The organism is Croceicoccus naphthovorans, from assembly GCF_001028705.1.
Classification (GTDB): Bacteria; Pseudomonadota; Alphaproteobacteria; order Sphingomonadales; family Sphingomonadaceae; genus Croceicoccus; species Croceicoccus naphthovorans.
The window spans coordinates 1,672,947-1,692,659 of sequence record NZ_CP011770.1 but is presented as its reverse complement, the minus strand read 5'-3'; the positions used below and the strand labels follow the sequence as shown (position 1 = coordinate 1,692,659).

General features: G+C 62.9%; 16 protein-coding genes. 5 read left to right on the top strand and 11 right to left on the bottom strand.

What is annotated here, in order from left to right; genetic code table 11:
- Positions 1-4 precede the first annotated feature (4 nt).
- Positions 5-460 carry a universal stress protein gene (locus AB433_RS08600; RefSeq protein ID WP_047820703.1) on the top strand — a complete coding sequence of 152 codons (456 nt, stop codon included), beginning with the start codon at positions 5-7 and terminating at the stop codon, positions 458-460.
- Positions 461-463: 3 nt separating this feature from the next.
- On the opposite strand, the gene rnr is transcribed toward AB433_RS08600, so the two are convergent.
- The gene (rnr, locus tag AB433_RS08595) at positions 464-2,761 is read right to left on the bottom strand and encodes a ribonuclease R (RefSeq protein WP_047820702.1); all 2,298 of its coding nucleotides are present in this window, start codon (positions 2,759-2,761) and stop codon (positions 464-466) included.
- A gap of 158 nt (positions 2,762-2,919) precedes the next feature.
- Here rnr and AB433_RS08590 point away from each other — a divergent pair, with 158 nt between their 5' ends.
- Complete coding sequence (locus AB433_RS08590) at positions 2,920-4,959, top strand: M3 family metallopeptidase (RefSeq protein WP_082134848.1); 2,040 nt, start codon at positions 2,920-2,922, stop codon at positions 4,957-4,959.
- Between the two features lie 39 nt (positions 4,960-4,998).
- On the opposite strand, the gene proS is transcribed toward AB433_RS08590, so the two are convergent.
- The 7 genes from proS to radA all read right to left on the bottom strand — a co-directional run bounded on the left by proS (position 4,999) and on the right by radA (position 12,490).
- Positions 4,999-6,543: a proline--tRNA ligase gene (gene proS / locus AB433_RS08585; RefSeq protein ID WP_082134847.1), complete on the bottom strand. Its 1,545-nt coding sequence runs from the start codon at positions 6,541-6,543 to the stop codon at positions 4,999-5,001.
- Between the two features lie 142 nt (positions 6,544-6,685).
- Entirely contained in the window at positions 6,686-7,249 is a 564-nt protein-coding gene (gene phaR, locus AB433_RS08580) for a polyhydroxyalkanoate synthesis repressor PhaR (protein WP_047820701.1), read from the bottom strand.
- A gap of 108 nt (positions 7,250-7,357) precedes the next feature.
- A complete protein-coding gene (alr, locus tag AB433_RS08575) occupies positions 7,358-8,413 on the bottom strand; it encodes an alanine racemase (RefSeq protein ID WP_047820700.1) in 1,056 nt (351 codons plus the stop codon).
- A complete protein-coding gene (locus AB433_RS08570; RefSeq protein ID WP_245626623.1) occupies positions 8,413-10,047 on the bottom strand; it encodes an MFS transporter in 1,635 nt (544 codons plus the stop codon). Before AB433_RS08570 ends, alr begins: the two co-directional genes overlap by 1 nt.
- Positions 10,048-10,145: 98 nt before the next feature.
- Positions 10,146-10,571 (bottom strand): iron-sulfur cluster assembly scaffold protein, encoded by a 426-nt coding sequence (locus AB433_RS08565; RefSeq protein WP_047820698.1) that lies wholly within the window; start codon positions 10,569-10,571, stop codon positions 10,146-10,148.
- Positions 10,568-11,104 carry a CvpA family protein gene (locus AB433_RS08560; RefSeq protein ID WP_047820697.1) on the bottom strand — a complete coding sequence of 179 codons (537 nt, stop codon included), beginning with the start codon at positions 11,102-11,104 and terminating at the stop codon, positions 10,568-10,570. Before AB433_RS08560 ends, AB433_RS08565 begins: the two co-directional genes overlap by 4 nt.
- A gap of 9 nt (positions 11,105-11,113) precedes the next feature.
- Positions 11,114-12,490, bottom strand: coding sequence for a DNA repair protein RadA (radA, locus tag AB433_RS08555; protein ID WP_047820696.1), 1,377 nt, complete (start codon positions 12,488-12,490; stop codon positions 11,114-11,116).
- A gap of 86 nt (positions 12,491-12,576) precedes the next feature.
- Here radA and AB433_RS08550 point away from each other — a divergent pair, with 86 nt between their 5' ends.
- Positions 12,577-14,883: a patatin-like protein gene (locus AB433_RS08550; protein WP_047820695.1), complete on the top strand. Its 2,307-nt coding sequence runs from the start codon at positions 12,577-12,579 to the stop codon at positions 14,881-14,883.
- A gap of 10 nt (positions 14,884-14,893) precedes the next feature.
- Here the strand turns inward: AB433_RS08550 and dnaJ are convergent, their stop codons facing one another.
- Both dnaJ and dnaK read right to left on the bottom strand, forming a co-directional pair.
- Positions 14,894-16,015 carry a molecular chaperone DnaJ gene (gene dnaJ / locus AB433_RS08545; RefSeq protein ID WP_047820694.1) on the bottom strand — a complete coding sequence of 374 codons (1,122 nt, stop codon included), beginning with the start codon at positions 16,013-16,015 and terminating at the stop codon, positions 14,894-14,896.
- 219 nt (positions 16,016-16,234) lie between these two features.
- Positions 16,235-18,145 carry a molecular chaperone DnaK gene (gene dnaK / locus AB433_RS08540; RefSeq protein WP_047820693.1) on the bottom strand — a complete coding sequence of 637 codons (1,911 nt, stop codon included), beginning with the start codon at positions 18,143-18,145 and terminating at the stop codon, positions 16,235-16,237.
- Between the two features lie 176 nt (positions 18,146-18,321).
- Between dnaK and AB433_RS08535 the strand changes: the two genes are divergently transcribed.
- Positions 18,322-18,855: a copper chaperone PCu(A)C gene (locus AB433_RS08535; protein WP_053059067.1), complete on the top strand. Its 534-nt coding sequence runs from the start codon at positions 18,322-18,324 to the stop codon at positions 18,853-18,855.
- Between the two features lie 74 nt (positions 18,856-18,929).
- Positions 18,930-19,337: a hypothetical protein gene (locus AB433_RS08530; RefSeq protein ID WP_047820692.1), complete on the top strand. Its 408-nt coding sequence runs from the start codon at positions 18,930-18,932 to the stop codon at positions 19,335-19,337.
- Positions 19,338-19,390: 53 nt separating this feature from the next.
- Here the strand turns inward: AB433_RS08530 and AB433_RS08525 are convergent, their stop codons facing one another.
- Positions 19,391-19,681 (bottom strand): YMGG-like glycine zipper-containing protein, encoded by a 291-nt coding sequence (locus AB433_RS08525; RefSeq protein ID WP_047820691.1) that lies wholly within the window; start codon positions 19,679-19,681, stop codon positions 19,391-19,393.
- Between the last annotated feature and the right edge of the window lie 32 nt (positions 19,682-19,713).

Below are 19,713 nucleotides of genomic sequence, written 5' to 3'. Positions count from 1 at the left end.
CCGCATGCGCGTATATTTGGTCATCATGGACGAAACGCCCGAAGCCCGCGTGGCTCTGCGCTTTGCATCGCGCCGTGCGGCCAAGACCGGCGGTACCGTCCACATCATCGCGTTGGTCCCGAAACAGCAGTTCGTGGCGTTCGGCGGGGTGCAGGCGACGATCGAGGCCGAGGCGAAAAGCCGGGCCGAAGTGCTGGTCATGGCGCCCGCCGGAAACCTGTTCAACGAAAGCGGACGGATGCCCGCGATTTCAGTCCGCGTCGGCGACGGGGCCAAGGTGGTGCAGGAGTATCTTGCCGAACATGGCGAAGTCGCCGCGCTGGTTCTTGGCGCAGCGGCAGAGGGTACGCCGGGGCCTCTGGTCGGCCACTTCGCGGGCCAGCGCGCGGGGCAGTTGCCCTGCCCGCTGATGATCGTGCCCGGCAGTTTGGACGACGAGCAGATCGACGCGCTGAGCTAAACCCTACTTCCGCTTGCCCGAATGGCGGATATTGCCGGGGCGTCCGCGCTTTCCCTGCATGTACCCGGTCTTGTTCTGCCGCTTGGGTTTCCCCTGCGGCCTGCCCCCACGCGGTTCGATTCGGCCTTCGAATTCCGGCGGTTCGAATTTCAGTGCGCCAGTCAGCGGATTGGCCTCGGCCAGACGCAGCTTCATTCTGTCGCCAGAGCGATATTCGGTGCCCGTCCGCTCACCACGTAGGACTTGCGCGCGATCATCGTAATGGAATCGCTCGTCGCCAAGCACCGATACCGGCACCAGTCCGTCTCCGCCAAAGCCGAGAATCGTGGCGAACAGACCGAATTTCTGCACGCCCGTCACGCGGGTATCAAAGGTCTCACCCACCTTACCCGACAGCCACGCCGCGACATAGCGGTCGATGGTATCGCGCTCCGCCTCCATCGCGCGGCGTTCGGTCTTGCTGATGGCGTCGGTCACGCGCTCCAGCGAAGCGCGGTCGCGGTCCGAAAGGCCCGAATGCGCCGGGATCGTCGCGTCTTTCGGCTTAGGCTGTTCCAAGCCATAGGCCTCGACCAGCGCGCGATGCACCAAGAGGTCCGAATAGCGGCGGATCGGCGAGGTGAAGTGCGCGTAAGACCCCAGCGCCAGCCCGAAATGCCCGGCGTTCTTCGGCCCGTAATAGGCCTGCGTCTGGCTGCGCAGCACTTGCTCCATCACCAACGCCTTTTCCGCCTCGTCCGACACGTCCTTGATCAGGCGGTTGAACAGCGAAGGCGTGATCACTTGGCCCAGCGCGAGGTTGCGATCCATCGTCGCGAGATAGTCCTTCAATGCGACCAGCTTTTCCCGGCTCGGCGGTTCGTGCACGCGATAGACGACCGGCGCGGCCTTTGCCTCCAGCGCCTTGGCCGCCGCGACATTGGCGGCGATCATGAATTCCTCGACCACCTTGTGCGCGTCCAGCCGTTCGCGCACCGCGATCTCGGCGATACGGCCCTTTTCGTCCAGCACCACGCGGCGTTCGGGCAGGTCGAGATCGAGCGGATCGCGCGCTTCTCTCGCCCCATGAAGCACCTTCCAGCAGGCCCAAAGGTGTTTGAGATGATCCGCCGCCGATCCGTCGTCGATCCGTGCCTGCGCATCCTCATAGGCAATGACTTCGGCGATCTGCACGATCGCGCGGGTAAAGCGCCAGTCGCGCACGCGCCCGTCCCGGTCGATGGTCATGTGACAGGCCATCGCCGCCCGCGCCTCGCCCTCACCCAAAGAGCATACTTCGGCAGACAGAACCTCGGGCAGCATCGGCACGACGCGGTCGGGGAAATAGACCGAATTGCCGCGTTTGCGCGCCTCACGGTCAACGGCCGATCCGGGGCGGACATAGAACGACACATCGGCAATCGCGACCAGCGCCTTCCAACCGCCCGCGTTCGCCGGGTCGTCATCGGGCATGGCCCAGATCGCATCGTCATGATCGCGCGCGTCGGCGGGATCGATGCCGACGATGGGCAGCGCACGAAGGTCTTCGCGCTTGTCCTCGCTCAGCGGCAGTTTCGCGGCGATGTCCGCTTCGGACAGTGCCTCTGCCGGGAAGACATAGGGTATGTCGTGCTTGTGGATCGCGATCAGCGAGTAGGACTTGGGCGCCAGCGGATCGCCCAGCAATTCCACCACGCGCACCCCCGCACGCGGGCTTTTGCCCGCCGGTTCGGCCAGCACAAGGTTGCCCTTCTCCGCCCCGCCAAGGTCCGCGATGGGCACCGACGACCGCACCGATTTGTCGATGGGCGCGAGCCAGCCCTTGCCGCTGCCATCGATCTCCACCACGCCCATCAGGCTGTCGTGCACCTGCGGCAGCTTCTTCATCGGGTGCGCGAGATAGCCGGTGCCGGTTTCTTCGGTTCGCGCCAGCACCCGGTCACCCTTGCGCAGTGCGGGCATCTGGCGCGATTTGCCGCGGCCCTTGCTTTCGATCAGACGGATGCGCGGCGGCGGCATGGCGTCGTCGGGCTGCCAGTTGTCGGGAATGGCGATCGCGTCGCCTTCCTCTATTGCCACCACTCGCAAAACCGTCACCTTGGGCACGCCGCCCATGCGATGGAACGCGCGGCGGTCGCCGTCGATCAGGCCTTCGTCTGCCATGTCTTTCAGCAGCGCCTTGAGCGCAATCTTCTCCTGCCCCTTCAGCCCGAAGGCCTTGGCGATCTCTCGCTTGCCGGCGGGCGTGTCGGAACTGCGGATGAACTCCATGACCTGCTCTTTATTGGGCAGGCCGGTCGGGCGCTTGGGTGTACGGGCCATTGGCCCTTATTTGGCGATGGCCGACGCCCCGCGCAAGCCGCTGTACCGGTTGCACACGGTTGCTTCATTGCGCAGTCATCCCCGCCGCGCTATTCGGTTTCACATTAAACCAGTTTTCAGCGCTTACCCCCTTGCGCGCAATTCGAGTACGGACCGTCATGAAAGCCCTCTTTTCCGCCGCCCTTATGGGAGCAACCAGTCTGACCGCCCTTCCCGCCACTGCCGCCGATTTTCAAAGCCCCCGCGACTTTCTCGGCCTGCCGCTGGCCGACGCCGCCGATGCCGCGCCGCTGGCTGCGCGCTGCGATGCGGTGCTTTCGGAACTGGATCGTCGTCTTGCGGCGATGGAAAAGCAGAAGGGTCCGTCCACCGTCGATACGACCCTGCGCGCCTATGACGACATGACGAACATCCTGAACAGCGCGTGGGGCGAATTCGCCGTCTATCGCGAAGTCATGCTTGATGCCGAACGTCGCGCGGCGGGGAGCGATTGCGAAACGCGGCTCGAAGAATTCGAAGGCAAGATGCAGCTTTCGCGCCCGCTTTACGACCGGCTGAACGCGATTGACGCATCGGGCGAGGATGCCGCGACGCAGCTGTACCTGAAAGAAATCATCGCTTCGTTCGACCGCAACGGCGTTGGCCTGAGCGAGGACAAGCGCGCCAAAGTGGCCGAGCTGAAGGCCGAAATCGCCGACGCGGGTGCCGCGTTCGACCGCAACATTGCCGAGAGCGACAAGTCGATCAAAGTCCTGCCCAGCGAACTTGCGGGCATGCCCGAGGATTTCCTCGAGGCGCACCCCGTGGGCGAGGACGGCTTGATCACGCTGACCACCAAGTCCACCGACTGGGTGCCGATCCGGTCCTATGCCGAAAGTGATCTGGTGCGCGAACGGCTGATGCGGACCTATTATTCCAGCGCCTATCCGGAAAACGACGCGGAACTGCGCCGCCTGTTTAACGCGCGCGACGAACTGGCCAAGCTTTTGGGCCGTCCCAACTATGCGGCGATGGTGTTGGAGGACAAGATGCTGACCACGCCCGAAGAGGTGGCGGCCCAGATCGACAAGGTCGCCACCGCAGCCCTGCCCGCGGCGCAGAGCGACATCGCGATCAAGCAGGCCATGCTGCAGAAGATCAAGCCGGGCGACACGCTGGACATCTCCAACGGTTCCTACGTCAGTACACAGGTCAAGAAAGACCGTTTCGCGCTCGATCCGCAGGAAGTGCGCCAGTACTTCACCTATGACAAAGTGCGCGACGGTACGTTCCAGCTGGTGGAAGACCTGTTTCAGGTCGATATCGAGCCGTGGGACACCTCCGTCTGGCACGAGGATGTGCAGACCTACAAGATCGTCGACCGCACCGACATTCGCGGCAAGGGCAAGCTGCTGGGGTATTTCTACCTCGATAGCCACCCGCGCGACGGCAAGTATACCCATGCCAACCACGTCACGATCCGGCGCGGCATTGGCGACAATCCGGCAATTTCCGCGCTGGTCCAGAACCTGCCCAAAGGTGGGTACGACACCGGGTTGATGGAACACCGCGACGTGGAAACGTTCCTCCACGAATTCGGCCACCTGATCCACAATATCCTTGGCGGCGGGCACAAGTGGTACGGCCAGAACGGCGTCGCGACCGAACGGGATTTCGTCGAAGCGCCGTCGCAGATGCTGGAGAACTGGGTCTACGACTACGACACGCTCGCCAAGTTCGCAAAGAACGAACAGGGCGAGGTAATTCCGCGCGAACTGGTCGAGAAGATGCAGGCCGCGCGCTATTTCGGGAATGGCGAGAACGAGCGGACGCAGGCGGGCTATGCCAATGCCTCGCTGCGCTACCACCTCGGCCCTGCGCCGGAGAACATTTCGGACGCCTATCGGGAATGGGTAAACGCCTACGCGATGCTGCCCTTCCCCGAGAATACGCATAACGAGGCGCGGTTCGGCCATCTCAACGGTTATTCGGCGGTCTATTACACCTACGGCTGGTCGCGGGTGATCGCGGCGGACATGTTTACCCGGTTCGAAGAGGCAGGGCTGCGCGTTCCGCAAGTGGCGATGGACTATCGCACCAAGGTGCTGGGCGGTGGCGGGACCAAGCCTGCCGCGCAATTGGTCGAGGATTTCCTCGGTCGCCCCATCTCGTTCGACGCCTTTGGCGAACAGCTGAAAAAGGGCGGCGAGGCCAAGTAATCCGGTACGGGGCGCGTCAATGGCGCGCCCCGGCCAGCCTTAGTAGGAACGACCGACGTAGATCGTTTCGACCGAATCCGCACCGGTGAAGAAGCACGGCTTCTCCGGCTTGCCCGCATCCATCGGCGTGTTGCGGATCGTCAACTTCAGCGACTTCAGCTTCTCTACCACGGCATCAAGGTCCGCCCCGGTCGGGCGCGACCATGCCAGTTCGACCCAGCCCGGCTTGTCGTTGCCATCGGCATAGTGCGCGGTCAGCGCGTCGAAATCGGCGATGTCGCGACGGATATTGTCGTCGCGGCGCTTCTTCGCCTGTTCAAACAGGTTCTTCTGGATCGCCTCTAGCGTGCCCGCGGCGCAGAACAGGAAATCGTCGCGGGTCTGGATGTCGAAATCGGGCTTGCCGTCTTCGCGCCACAGGCGATCGCGGCGCAGGACGGAGACGTTGCCGCCCTCCATATCGCGCGGGCCGACCTCGACGATGATCGGCGCGCCCTTGCGCACCCAGTCCCACCGCTTTTGCGCAACCTTGCCGGGCTTGCTGTCCAGTAACACGCGGATCGGCTCGCGGAACGCGCTTTGATCGGTCAGACCCATGCGCAGCTTCTCGCAATAGGAAATCAGATCGGCATCGCCTTCCTTGTCGCGCAACATCGGCAGGATCACGATCTGATGCGGTGCTATACGGGGCGGCACGCGCAGCCCGTCGTCATCGCCGTGCGTCATGATCACGCCGCCAATCAGCCGGGTCGATACGCCCCAGCTGGTCGTGTGGCACAGCGTCTGCTGCCCGCTCTGATCCTGATAGCGGATGTCCGCCGCTTCTGCGAAACCGGTGCCAAGGTAATGCGAGGTACCCGCCTGCAGCGCCTTGCCGTCCTGCATCATCGCCTCGATCGAAAAGGTCGATACCGCCCCGGGAAACCGCTCGTTCTCGGGCTTTTCACCGGCGATCACCGGCATGGCCAGCACCTCTTCGGCAAAGCTGCGATAGAGTTCGAGGATCTTCAGCGTCTCTACCATCGCATCGTCCTTGTCGGCGTGCGCGGTATGGCCTTCCTGCCAAAGGAATTCACTTGTGCGCAGGAACATGCGGGTCCGCATTTCCCAGCGCACGACGTTGGCCCATTGGTTCAGCTTGAGCGGCAAGTCGCGCCACGATTGCACCCAGCGGCTCATCGCCTCGCCAATCACGGTTTCGGATGTCGGGCGCACGACCAGCGGTTCTTCCAGCTTCGCCTCGGGATCGACGACCAGCGTGCCGTCCTTCGCGGTCAGGCGGTGATGCGTGACGACCGCCATTTCCTTGGCAAAGCCTTCGACGTGGTCCGCCTCTTTCGCGAAGTAGGACAGCGGAATGAACAGCGGGAAATAGCAATTGTCATGCCCCGTCGCCTTGATCTCGTCATCCAGCACGCGCTGAATACGTTCCCAGATGCCGTACCCCCACGGACGGATCACCATGCAGCCGCGCACGCCCGATTCCTCTGCCATGTCGGCTTGCGAAACGACGGCCTGATACCAGCCGGAAAAATCGGCTTCGCGCGTGATGTCGAGGGCGTGGCGGATCTTTGAATTCGACAAGGGGAGACTGCCTTCGTTTGATCGGGTCTTTAAAATGCTGGCCCGACGAAGAAGGGGCGCCCATCACAGCCGCCCCATCTTTGTGCCATCGGCACCGGACCATCAGCCCACTAGGCGGGCTGGGACATATTGCCAAGCGGGCTTACTTGCCCAGCTTGTCCAGCTGCTTCTGCATTTCGGACATCTGCTTGCGCAGCGTGTCCAGCTCGTCCGATTTTTCCTCGCCCTCGGCGGGCGCGGCTTCGCCGCCGGCATTCGGGCGCGCGGCCATGAATGCTTCGGTCGCGGCCTGGAACATCGCCATGTTCTGCTGCGCCAGCTTGGCCAGCGGGTTGGTGCCAAGGCTATCTTCCAGCGCCTTGCGCATCTTCAGCTGATTTTCGCGGAAATGCTGCATCGACATTTCAAGGTAGTGCGGGATCATCGACTGCATCGAATTGCCGTACATCCCGATCAGGTCGCGCAGGAAACTGACGGGCAGCATCTGCGAACCGCCGGCCTCTTCGTCCATGATGATCTGGGTCAGGATCTGGTGGGTGATATCCGCACCGCTCTTCGCGTCGATAACCTGAAAATCGACGCCGTTGCGCGTCATCTCGGCAAGGTGATCCAGCGTGATATAGCTGGACGAGTCGGTGTTATAGAGGCGCCGGTTGGCGTATTTCTTGATGATGATCACATCATCTTTCTTCTCGGTATCAGCCACAGATATCCGTGCCTCCTGCCCAAAAGCGGTCACGTGCCGCAGGTTTATGCTGCAACCGCTATTAGCATATGCACAATGGCCGAGCCAACTGAAATAGGGCCAGACGGTTCAGCTACGAATTCTGGGTCCAAGGACGGTCAGCAACTCGTACTGGCTAAGCCCGCTTTTTTGTGCGGCGGAAGGAAGATCGTACTCGACCGAGACCCAGTCGCCTTCGGCGAGATCGGGGGCGGCGGACAGGTCGATCGCGGTCATGTCCATCGAAACGCGGCCGATTACGGGTAATTTGCGCCCTTCGCTGCGCAACATGCCCAGATCGCTCCAACACCGCAGATAGCCATCGGCATAGCCCAACGCGACGATGCCGACCGCCGTGTCCCGTGTTGCGCGGTAAGTGCCACCATAACCGACGGTTTCTCCGGCAGGAACGTGGCGAACTTGCAATATCGCGGCCTCTGGCGTGACGACTTGCGACAGTTTGCCATGCATTTCGTGCCGGGGCACGCCGCCGTAGAGCGCAAGGCCGGGACGGGTCAGGTCGAAACGATACGCTTCGCCAAGCGCGATCCCCGCACTGTTGGCCAGGCTGGCCCGGTGGTGCGGGACGGTGCCCAAAATCGCTGCAAAGGCGGACCGCTGGTGGTCATTCGCCGCACTGTCCTCATCTGCACAGGCAAGGTGCGACATCAAGACATCGACTTCCAACCGAGCCACCAGCGGATCGCCCAATTCCTCTGGACGCAGGCCGAGCCGGTTCATGCCCGTATCAACCATCAGATCGCAGGGACCTCCGCCACTTTCCAGCCAGATGCGCACCTGCTGCAAGCTGTTGAGCACTGGCCGCACACCGGTCGCCCGCGCATAGGCGCAATCCGCAGCATTCACCGGCCCATGCAGGACGGCCAGCGACGCCGCATCGCAATGGTCCAGCGCCCCGACAACCTCACACCAATGCGCCACGTAGAAATCGCGGCATCCCGCTTCCAATAGCGCAGGCATTGCGTTGTGAATGCCCACGCCATAGGCATCCGCCTTCACAGCCGACGCGGTTGCCGCCCGGTCTGACATCGCATCAAGCGCGCGCCAGTTCGCGGCCAGAGCGGCGCGATCGACCGACAGGCGCAGGGCGGGCGGGGGTATTTCCGGGTGCGGCTTGGCGGACATCAGGCGGTGGTTTCGCTATCCTCAAAATCGCGCGGCGGACCGCCCTTCAGGCCCCACGCCGCGACAACAAGCGATATGGCGACGAAGACCCACGTATACCACAGCCCCGAATAGGGATTGCCCGTCTTGGCAATGATATACCCGGCGATCAGAGGCAAAAACCCGCCGAAATAACCCGCCCCGATGTGATAGGGGATCGACATGGAACTGTACCGGATGCGCGGTGGGAACATCTCTGCCAGCAAAGCCGCAACCCCGCCGTAGTTTGCCGCTGAAAGGAACCCAAAGACAAGGATCAGGCCTACGATACCGACAATGTTGGCAAACGGCGGCACCTGCTTTTCGAAATTGTACCCGTCCTGCTGTAATGCGCCGAGCACGACATCCTTGCGCGCCGCGCCATCGGTCCAGTCGATGCCGGAAAGATCTACCGCGCGCCCGCCGACCGTCATGGCCACCGCATTGGCCTCGGCCAACTCGTACGAGACACCCGCCCCGGTCAGCGTTTCCAGCAACCGTCCGCAGTCCGATTGCTCGTCGCCGGTCAGGTCCGCGAAGGGGTTATAGCTACAGTCCGGCCCGCTGACGACCACCGGATTTCGCTCCGCCGAACGCGCCAGTTCGGGATTGGCGAGCGCGCCAATACCCCACATCAGCGGGAACATCAGGATCAGAATCGCGGCGTTGCCCCAGACAATCGGCTTTTTTCGGCCGATCTTGTCCGACCATTTGCCGATGATCACATAAAACGACATCGAGATCAGCCCGGCAACCAGCATGATGAACTCTACCGTCTCATCCTCGACCTTCATCGGACCTTTGAGGAACGACAAGGTCGAGAAAAACGCGGTATACCAGATCGTCGTCAAACCTGCCGTCACGCCGAACAGTGCGACGAAAATGCGCCTCGGATTGCCGGGATAAGTAAAGCTTTCGACGAAGGGGTTCGCGGCCGTCTCGCCAGCCGCCTTCATCGCGCGGAATACCGGGCTTTCCGAAAGCTTCAGCCGCATCCACAGCGATACGCCAAGCAACAGGATCGAAATGAGGAACGGCACGCGCCAGCCCCAGTCGGCAAACACCTCCGCCGGAATGAACCAGCGACACAAGAGCACGACGATGATCGACAGCACGAAGCCGCCGACGACGCTCGCCTGAATGAACGAGGTATAGAAACCGCGCTTTTCCGGCGCCGCATGTTCGGCAACGTAGATCGCCGCGCCGCCATATTCGCCCCCCAGCGCCAGCCCCTGCAGGATGCGCAACAGGATCACGATGGCGGGCGCGAGCAGGCCGATGCTTTCCGCCGAAGGAACCAGCCCGACCCCCGCCGTCGCCACGCCCATCAGCGTGACGGTGACGAGGAACGTGTACTTGCGCCCCAGCTTGTCACCCAGATAACCGAACAGGATCGCGCCAAGCGGACGAAACCCGAAGCCGATGGCGAACCCGGCCCAGACGAGCAGGGTCTGCAAAACCGCGTTGTCACCGGGAAAGAACGCCGCGCCGATCAGGCCCGAAAGCGTGCCGTAAATGAAGAAATCGTACCATTCGAAGATGGTGCCGACCGACGATGCGCCCACCACCAGTTTCGTGTCGGACTGGCTGAGTTCGCCATCCGGTTCACTTGCCACGACGCCGCCCAAGTCCCTCTCCCCTGCTTGCCGTAAGAGAAACGGCCCTTAATCCGCCAACCCCACCTTTGCCAAGCATTGCGCGGTCTTGGGGAGCATCAGGCCTCCACCCTGCCCAACGCCCGGCATGCCGCGATCCACGACAACATGATCGCGCCGTGCCGCGCCGGATAGGCCCGGGCAGGTGCGATCAGATCGAGGCCGGGCCAGTCGGGCTTGGCATCCTTGCCAACCAGCCATGCGGCCAAATCCATTCGAGCCCTATCGATATCGCTCGCTGTTTTGCCAGTAACGCCGTCGGCAAAAATGGCCGCACTCGCCTGACCGATTGCACAGGCGCGGGCGGCGATCCCGATATCGGAAACAGTGCCCGCGTCATCGAGCAACAGCCCTAGTTCCAACTGGCTGCCGCAACTTGCCGAGCGTGCCGTTCCGCGCAGTTCGAAGCGCGGATCAAGCGGGCGCGCGGCCAGCGATACCGCCGCCGCCAGCACTTCGGGCGTATAGAGCCGCTCCGCGCTCACGCCTCTTCCTTTTGCGCTGCCTCGCGCTCCTCCAGCAAAAGGTCTTTACGCTTCGATACCGTGTCCACCAGCTCGTTGCTGGCCGCATGCACGAAGGGATAAACCCGCGCCTTGGTGACCCATTCAGGCCGCCCCTCGGCGCTCCACGCGGTGTCATAGCCCAGCGCGATGATCGAGAAGGTCAGCACGACCAGCACGATCCCTTTCACCAGTCCAAATCCCAGACCGAGCACGCGATCGACAAAGCCCAGAGCCGATTCCCGCGTCTTCGACCCGGCCCAACGCGCCAGTGCCCGCATCACGAAGAGCGGCACCAGAAGCAGCAGGATGAACGCCACCAACGCTGCATTCAGCCCGTTGTCGGCAAAAAAACCGAGGATCAGATCGGTCAAAACGCCATGAAACAAATAGATTGCAACAACCGCCGCGACCCATGCGGCCAGCGCCAGCACCTCGTGCACGAAACCGCGCGAAAGGCCGCCAAGGGCCGAAAGGGCAACGATCACAAGGACCGCGATATCGAATGCCGTCATGAGGGGACGCTATTTACTACCTAATATCCGGTCAACGAGATTAAGCACGGTTGTGAGACCGTGAAAGTTCACGCCGCCTCCATTCCCCCCGTTTTTCCCGCCGTCCGACGGACCGAATGCGACGTCGAACCCCAGCTTTGCCGCTTCGCGCAAACGGATCGACGAATGCGCGACCGGTCGGATCTCGCCCGCCAGCGATACCTCCCCAAACCACACCGACCGCGCGGCCAGCGGATTATCCGACAGCGCAGAGATAAGCGCCGCCGCCACCGCAAGATCCGCCGCCGGATCGGTCAGGCGATAGCCGCCCGCGACATTGAGGTAGACCTCCGCCGTCGAAAAGCTCAGCCCGCAGCGCGATTCGAGCACCGCCAGCAACATCGCCAGCCGCCCCGAGTCCCAGCCCACGACTGCACGCCGCGGCGTTGCCCCAGATTGCAATCGCACGATCAGCGCCTGAATCTCGACCAGAACGGGCCGCGTGCCCTCCAGCGCCGGGAACACTGCGCTTCCCGCCAACGGTTCGTCGCGGCCCGACAGAAACAGACTGGACGGGTTGGAGACTTCGGCCAGCCCTGCTCCCTCCATTGCGAACACGCCGATCTCGTCCACCGCGCCAAAGCGGTTCTTGATTGCCCGTAACACGCGGTACTGGTGCGAGCGTTCCCCCTCAAAACTCATCACCACGTCGACCATGTGTTCCAGCACCCGCGGACCGGCGATGTTACCGTCCTTGGTGACGTGGCCGACCATGACCATCGCGCAGTCGCTGGTCTTGGCAAAGCGGATCAGTTCCTGCGCACAGCCGCGCACCTGACTGACCGTCCCCGGCGCGCCCTCTATCCGGTCCGAATGCATCGTCTGGATCGAATCGATCACCAACAGGTCGGGCGATTCCATCCCGCCCAATGTCGTCAGGATGTCGCGGACCGACGTGGCAGAGGCCAACTTGATGGGCGCATTGGCCAGCCCAAGCCTCTCCGCCCGCAGCCTAACCTGCCCCGATGCCTCCTCACCGCTGATATAGACGACGCTGCCGCCGCTGCGCGCAATCGCTGCCGCCGTTTGCAACAGCAGGGTTGACTTGCCGATCCCCGGATCGCCGCCCATCAGAACCGCACTGCCCGGCACAAGCCCGCCGCCCAGCGCGCGGTCAAACTCCGCCAGCCCGGTCTTGCGCCGCACCGGCAAGGGCTCTGGCGTATCGAGTGATACGAAAGTAATCGCCCTGCCCCCGCCCGACAGGTCGTGCTTGGCGGAGAACACCGTTTCCGGCGCTTCTTCTACCAGCGTATTCCATTCGGCGCAGTCGGCACATTGCCCCTGCCAGCGGTTAGAGACGCTGCCGCAAGCCTGGCAGACATATCGGCGTTTCGGTTTGGCCATGCCCCTCGCCTAATCGGAACATAAATGGAACGCAAGCGCGCAGGTTTGCCTTTGCAACATGGCCCGCGTGGTGCCATCTATGGGCCATGCGGGAGAAGGAACTACGGATCGCGCTCGTCTGCTACGGCGGGGTCAGCCTTGCCGTCTATATGCATGGCGTGACGAAAGAGGTCCTGAAGCTGGCCGAGGCGAGCCGGGCTTTCCGTGAGGATGAGCCGGCCCCATCGGGATCGCCCGCCGCCTACCACCGTCTCTTGCAGTCGATCCGCCGTCACGGCGGCACGCGGCTGCGGATCGTGCCCGACATCCTGTCGGGCACCAGCGCCGGGGGCATGAACGCGGTGTTTCTGGCGCAGGCCCTGCTGACCGGGCGTTCGCTCGATCCGCTGACGCGGCTGTGGCTGGATTGTGCCGACAGCGATGTTTTGCTGGCACCAGAGGCGCGACCCGGACATCGATTCTCGAAAATCTGGGCGCAACCGCTGGTCGAGTGGGCCTTGCGCCGCCCCGGCAATGCGGTCAGCCGCACTGTTGCGCCGGAAACGCGGGCCGAAGTGCGGGCCAAACTCTCACGCCTGATGCGCAGCCGATGGTTCGCGCCGCCCTTCTCCGGGATCGTTTTTTCGCGGCTGATCGATGATGCCCTGACCGCGATGCGTGACCAACCTCCGGGTCAGCCGCTGGTGCCTGAGGGCCATCCGCTCGACCTCTTCGTTACGACGACGGACTTTCGCGGCTATCGCGCGCCGCTCCACGTCAACAGCCCTGCCGACGCGACCGAGGCCGAGCATCGCCTGTCCATTTCATTTCGCGCACACGGCGGCGAAGCAGAGATGGCCGCCCGCCCAGAACTGGTCATGGCCGCGCGCGCCACGGCCAGCTTTCCCGGAGCTTTCCCGCCGCTGGTCCTGTCGGAGATCGATGAGCTTGCGGAGGAGCGCTGGTTCGAATGGCCGGGGCGCGACCTTTTCTTGCGCCGGATCATGCCCCACCATGTCCATGCAGGCGATCTGGATAGCGTGGCGCTCATCGATGGGGCCGTGCTGGTCGGCGCGCCCTTTGCGCAGGCCATCTCCGCGCTGGAAAACCGGCCAGCTTCACGCGAGGTTGACCGGCGTTTCGTCTACATCGACCCGCACCCCGATTTCCGTCTTGGCGGGATGCGGAGCGAGACGCGTCCCATAGGTTTCTTCACTGCGATCTTCGGCGCGTTGTCCTCGATCCCGCGCGAACAGCCGATCCGCGACGATCTGGAGCGAATCGCCCGCCATTCGGCCGATGCCATGCGGATACGCGGGATTATCGACGCCCTGCGCCCAGAGGTGGAGGCAACGGTCGACAAGCTGCTGGGCCGAACGCTTTTCCTCAACCGACCCAATGCCGACCGCCTGACCAAATGGCGCAGGCGCGCGCAGCAGGCGGCGGCGGAAAGGGCCGGGTTCGCGTTCCATTCCTATGCGCAGGCGAAATACGCCGGTATCCTTGACGGACTGGCGAACCTGATCTGCCGCGCGATAGAGGCCGATCCGCCCGAACAGACCGCCGTGGTCAGTAGCCTGATGCGCCATTTCGAGGCGCAGGGTCTGGTGACTCTGGCTGCCCCCGGCGGCGGTGCGAACGATGACGCCATCGCGTTTTTCCGCATGCACGACATCGGCTTTCGCACACGGCGATTGCGCCTGATGGCGCGCCGTCTGGCACCGGGCGATATTGGCGGAGAGCTGGAGCCGGAGACACGAGAAATCGCGCGAGAGGCGATTTACAAGGCGCTATCGCTCTATCGCAAGCTGGAGCAGATCGAGGCGCTGGGCCGCGATTTCGCCGGGATTGCCGAGCAAGTGCTGACCGATCCGAGGGCAGTTCTGACCGCAATTGCCGAGAAACGGAACCTGAAGGACACCGATCCACAGGTCGACTCGATCCTTGCCGATGGCCTGTCCCCCCTTCCTCGAGAACAGCGGCGCAAACTCCTACTGACCTACCTCGGCTTTCCATTTTACGACATCGCCACGCTCCCGCTGCTCGGCGCGAGGGGTTTGGATGAGTTCGATCCGATCAAAGTCGATCGCATCTCGCCCGAAGACGCCAGCACCATCCGCCCCGGCGGTGCGGTCGCCAGCTTGCGGGGGATCGAGTTCTACAACTTCGGCGCGTTCTTCAGCCGCGCCTATCGTGAAAACGACTATCTGTGGGGCAGATTGCACGGGGCGGAACGATTGATCGACATTACGGCATCGACCCTCGCGGGCGAAGGCGTGGTGCCGCAAGAAGAGATCGTGGCGATCAAGCGCGAGGCTTTCCTCGCGATCTTGGAGGAAGAGCGTCAGGCCAAGTTATGCCGGAGCGGTCTGATCGAGCGGTTGGAAACCGAGGTGCGCGAACGGTTGGGCTGACCGGCGCGCGTTATCGTTTGCCGGTGAAGCCCGCTTTGATCTTCTCGAAAAAGCTCTGCGATTCCGGGCACTGCGCATCGGTTTCGCTCTGCTGGAATTCACGGAGCAATTCCTTCTGCTTGGTCGATAGCTTGCGCGGGGTCTCGACCTTGACCTCGACCACCAGATCGCCGCGCCCACGGCCCTGCAATACGGGCATGCCATCGCCGCGTTTGCGCAGCTGTTCGCCCGACTGCATCCCGGCAGGGATGTTCACGGTGATCCACTCGTCATCCAAGCCCGGCAAGCGGACGGTTCCGCCCAAGGCAGCCTTGGTGAACGTAATCGGCACGCGGGTCAGCAAGGTCGTACCATCACGTTCATAAACATCATGGCGGCGGACGTGGATGAAGATGTAGAGATCGCCCGGAGGCGCACCCATCGGCCCCGCCTCGCCCTTTCCGGACAGGCGGATACGCGTGCCGGTTTCGACGCCCGGCGGGATGTTCACTTCCAGCTTCTGGGCAACGTCGACGCGGCCCTCTCCGCGACAGGCGCGGCATGGCTTTTCGATGATTTCACCGCGCCCGTGGCAGGTCGGGCAAGGCCGTTCGACCATGAAAAAGCCCTGTTGCGCGCGGACCTTGCCGTGTCCGGCGCAGGTGGGACAGCCGCGCCGGTCGGTCCCCGGCTCCGCACCCGATCCGGCGCAGGGTTCGCAGGTCTGCGAAACCTCGATTTCGATCTCGGTCTGCTTGCCGTGGAACGCTTCTTCAAGCTTGATCTCAAGGTCATAGCGCAAGTCCGCGCCGCGCCGGGGCCTTGCCCCCGCGCCGCCGCCGAACGCGCTGCCGAAGATCGTTTCGAAGATGTCGCCGATGTCGGAAAATCCGCCGGCGCCGCCAGCGCCGCCCTGCTGCGCCTGTGCATAGGCGGCGTGGCCGTAACGGTCATAAGTCGCGCGCTTCTGCGGATCCTTCAGACAGTCATAGGCTACGCTGATCGCCTTGAACTTCGCTTCGCTGTCCGCGCAACCCGGATTGCGATCCGGGTGAAAGCGCATGGCAAGCTTGCGATAGGCGGACTTGATCGTCTTGTCGTCCGCCGTGCGTTCGACTTCGAGCAGCTCGTAAAAGTCGACCTCGGTTTCCACTGACACTCGATCCCCACTTGGTCTTGTGTGTTTCGCATTACCCGTGCCGAGATCCCTGTCGGCGGGGCAAATCGAAGGGGCGAATCGGCGAGTCCGATCGCGCCCCGAATTTCTACGGCATCCAGAATACGTCCGGCCCGCTCTCTCCAAGGTTAACGCGAGTGGGCGTACCTTGAAAGGAGCGAGCCGGAAAAATCATGGGATTACCGTTCGATAGGCTCAGTTCTTGTCCGCGCCTTCGTCGACTTCCGAGAATTCGGCATCGACGACTTCCTCGTCGGCACCGGCATCGGCAGGCGCGCCATCGGCGGGAGCCGCTTCGGCCTGCTGCTTCTCGTAAATGGCCTGACCCATCTTCATCGCCTTTTCGGCAAGGGCCTGCGACTTGGCATTGATCGCATCGGCGTCGTCGCCCTCCAGGGCGGTCTTCACCTCGGCCACGGCAGCCTCGATCTCGGACTTCAGCGAAGCGTCGATCGCGTCGCCGTGTTCCTTGAGCTGCTGCTCGGTCGAGTGGACAAGGCTGTCGGCCTGGTTGCGCGCCTCGGCACGCTCCTTGCGCTTCTTGTCCTCGTCCGCGAACTTCTCTGCATCCTGCACCATCTGGTCGATGTCGGCGTCGGAGAGGCCGCCAGATGCCTGGATACGGATCTGCTGTTCCTTGCCGGTGCCCTTGTCCTTGGCGCTGACGTTCACGATGCCGTTGGCGTCGATGTCGAAGGTAACCTCGATCTGCGGAACGCCGCGCGGTGCGGGCGGAATGCCGACAAGGTCGAACTGGCCGAGCAGCTTGTTGTCGCTCGCCATCTCGCGCTCACCCTGGAAGACGCGGATCGTCACGGCCTGCTGATTGTCATCGGCAGTCGAATAGACCTGGCTCTTCTTGGTGGGGATCGTCGTGTTGCGGTCGATCATCTTGGTCATGATCCCGCCCAGCGTCTCAATGCCCAGCGAAAGCGGGGTCACGTCGAGTAGCAGCACGTCCTTGACGTCGCCCTGAAGCACGCCCGCCTGAATGGCCGCACCCATGGCGACCACTTCGTCCGGGTTCACGCCGGTGTGCGGTTCCTTGCCGAAGAAGTCCTTAACGGCCTCGCGCACCTTGGGCATGCGAGTCATGCCGCCGACAAGGACGACCTCGTCGATTTCCTTCGCCGTGACACCGGCGTCGGCAAGGGCCTTCTTCATCGGCTCTTTCGTGCGGGCGATCAGGTGCTCGACCATCTTTTCAAGATCGGTGCGGGTGATCGTTTTGACTAGGTGCTTTGGACCGTTCTGGTCGGCGGTGATGAACGGCAGGTTCACTTCCGTCGACTGCGCGCTCGACAGCTCGATCTTGGCCTTCTCGGCAGCTTCTTTCAGACGCTGCAGCGCAAGCTTGTCGCCGCGCAGGTCGATGCCTTCGTCCTTCTTGAACGCATCGGCCAGGAATTCCACGACTGCGGTGTCGAAGTCTTCACCGCCGAGGAAGGTGTCGCCGTTGGTCGACTTCACTTCGAACACGCCGTCGCCGATCTCGAGGATCGAGACGTCGAAGGTACCGCCGCCAAGGTCGTAGACCGCGATGGTCTTGCCGTCTTCCTTGTCGAGACCATAGGCCAACGCAGCCGCCGTCGGCTCGTTGATGATGCGCAGCACTTCAAGCCCCGCGATCTGGCCGGCGTCCTTGGTCGCCTGACGCTGGGCATCGTTGAAGTATGCGGGAACGGTGATGACCGCCTGCGTAACGGTTTCGCCCAGATAGCTCTCGGCAGTTTCCTTCATCTTCTGCAGGATGAAGGCCGAAATCTGGCTGGGGCTATAGTCTTCGCCACCGGCCTTGACCCATGCGTCGCCATTCTTGCCCTTGACGATGTCATAGGGGACCAGCTCCATGTCCTTCTTGGTCATGGGGTCGTCGAAGCGGCGGCCGATCAGGCGCTTGATCGCGAAAAGAGTGTTGTCGGGATTGGTCACAGCCTGACGCTTTGCAGGCTGACCGATCAGGCGTTCGCCATCCTTAGTGAACGCGGTGATCGAAGGCGTGGTGCGCGCGCCTTCCGAATTCTCGATTACCTTGGGCTTGTCGCCATCCATCACTGCGACGCAGCTGTTGGTGGTGCCCAGGTCGATGCCGATAACTTTAGCCATCTTTACGTATTCCCATCCTTCAATTTTGACACCGTGCCTTCGGGGCCCCCCACATGCGGGCAGGCCCGCCACACGGCTCGTTTCTGCAGGGGCGATATAGGGGCGGTTTTTGGTGGCACAAGGGTTCGTACATCCCTATTTGGGGACGAAATCGAATGCCTGTGGAGCCGTTGAAAATGCGCACGAAACACCTGATCCCCGCCCTGATCGTACCGCTGGCACTGGCCGCCTGCGGTGCCGAAGCGCCCGCGCCCGCGCCGACTGAGGCAGTAGATGTTCCCGCCGCCGCCGATGCACCTGCAGGCGTCTCGCTGACCGCTGCCGAAGTGCGGATGCCCGCGGTAACGGGCCGCCCGGGGGTCGCCTATTTCACCATCGCATCGGAAGATCCGCGCACGATCGTCGGCGTATCGGTGATGGGGGCGGGTCGTGCGGAAATGCACCAGACGACTTCGCAAGATGGCAAGATGTCGATGGCCCTGGTTGAAGAAATCGCCCTGCAACCGGGTGAACCCATCGCGTTCCAGTCGGGCGGATACCACGCGATGCTTTTCGATATGGACGCTACGATTGCGCCGGGCGGAACGACCGACCTGACGATCACTTTCGCCAATGGCGACAAGGCCTCCATCGCGGCGAATGTCGTGCCAGCTGGCGGTATGGCGGAAGACGACATGGCCAATGGCGACATGGCTGGAATGGACCACTGAGCACCAAGTCCCCGGCCTGCCCCGCCGGGGGTACACGCGGATTGACCGATGGCGAGAAATCGCTCGTGCGGTCGATGTTCGGCGATGCGGTGAACGTCGATCCGGTTACGATCCGCCGGAAACGCTGGTTCCCGTTTCAGCCGACGAACACCGCGATGGCCCCGATGGGACATATCCACTTCCCGGCGGAGCACGTTTCCTACGCCGACGATTTCGCCGCCGCGTCGCTAAGTGCGCAGGGCCTGTTCCTGCACGAGATGACACACGTGTGGCAGGCGCAAGAGCGGGGCCGCTTCTGGCTGGTTCTGATGCGGCAGCCGTTCTGCCGCTATGATTATGCGGTCAGGCCGGGTCAGCCTTTGGCGAGTTATGGGATCGAACAGCAAGCAGAGATCGTGCGTCATGCCTTTCTGTTGCGAAATGGATTTGCGTTAAGGGGTGCGCCTGCGTTGGCGCAGCTGGAGAGTATTCTGCCCTTCTAATAGAACGGCGCAGGCTTTCGCCCGCGCCATTTCGCATCATCCAGATCGCCGCGTTATCGCGGATCCACCGGATACCCATAAGTCCCGTAGCAGTCGTCATCCAGACGCCCGTCGCGGTCGTATCCATCGCAGCCGTCGTTCTTGTCGATAAAATAGCCGCCCGCAGCACCGGCTGCAGCGCCCACCGCAGCAGCCGTGCCAATATCCGCACCGGTAACGGCGCCAACCGCAGCACCAGCGGCGGCCCCGGCAGCAGCGCCTTCCACGGCGTAATTCTCTGCACAGCCAGCCGTGGCCAGCGCGGCGGCGGCCATGACGGGCATGGCGATCATCCTGGTCTTCATCGTCTCGTCTCCGTTTCGTGCCCTGTTGCAAG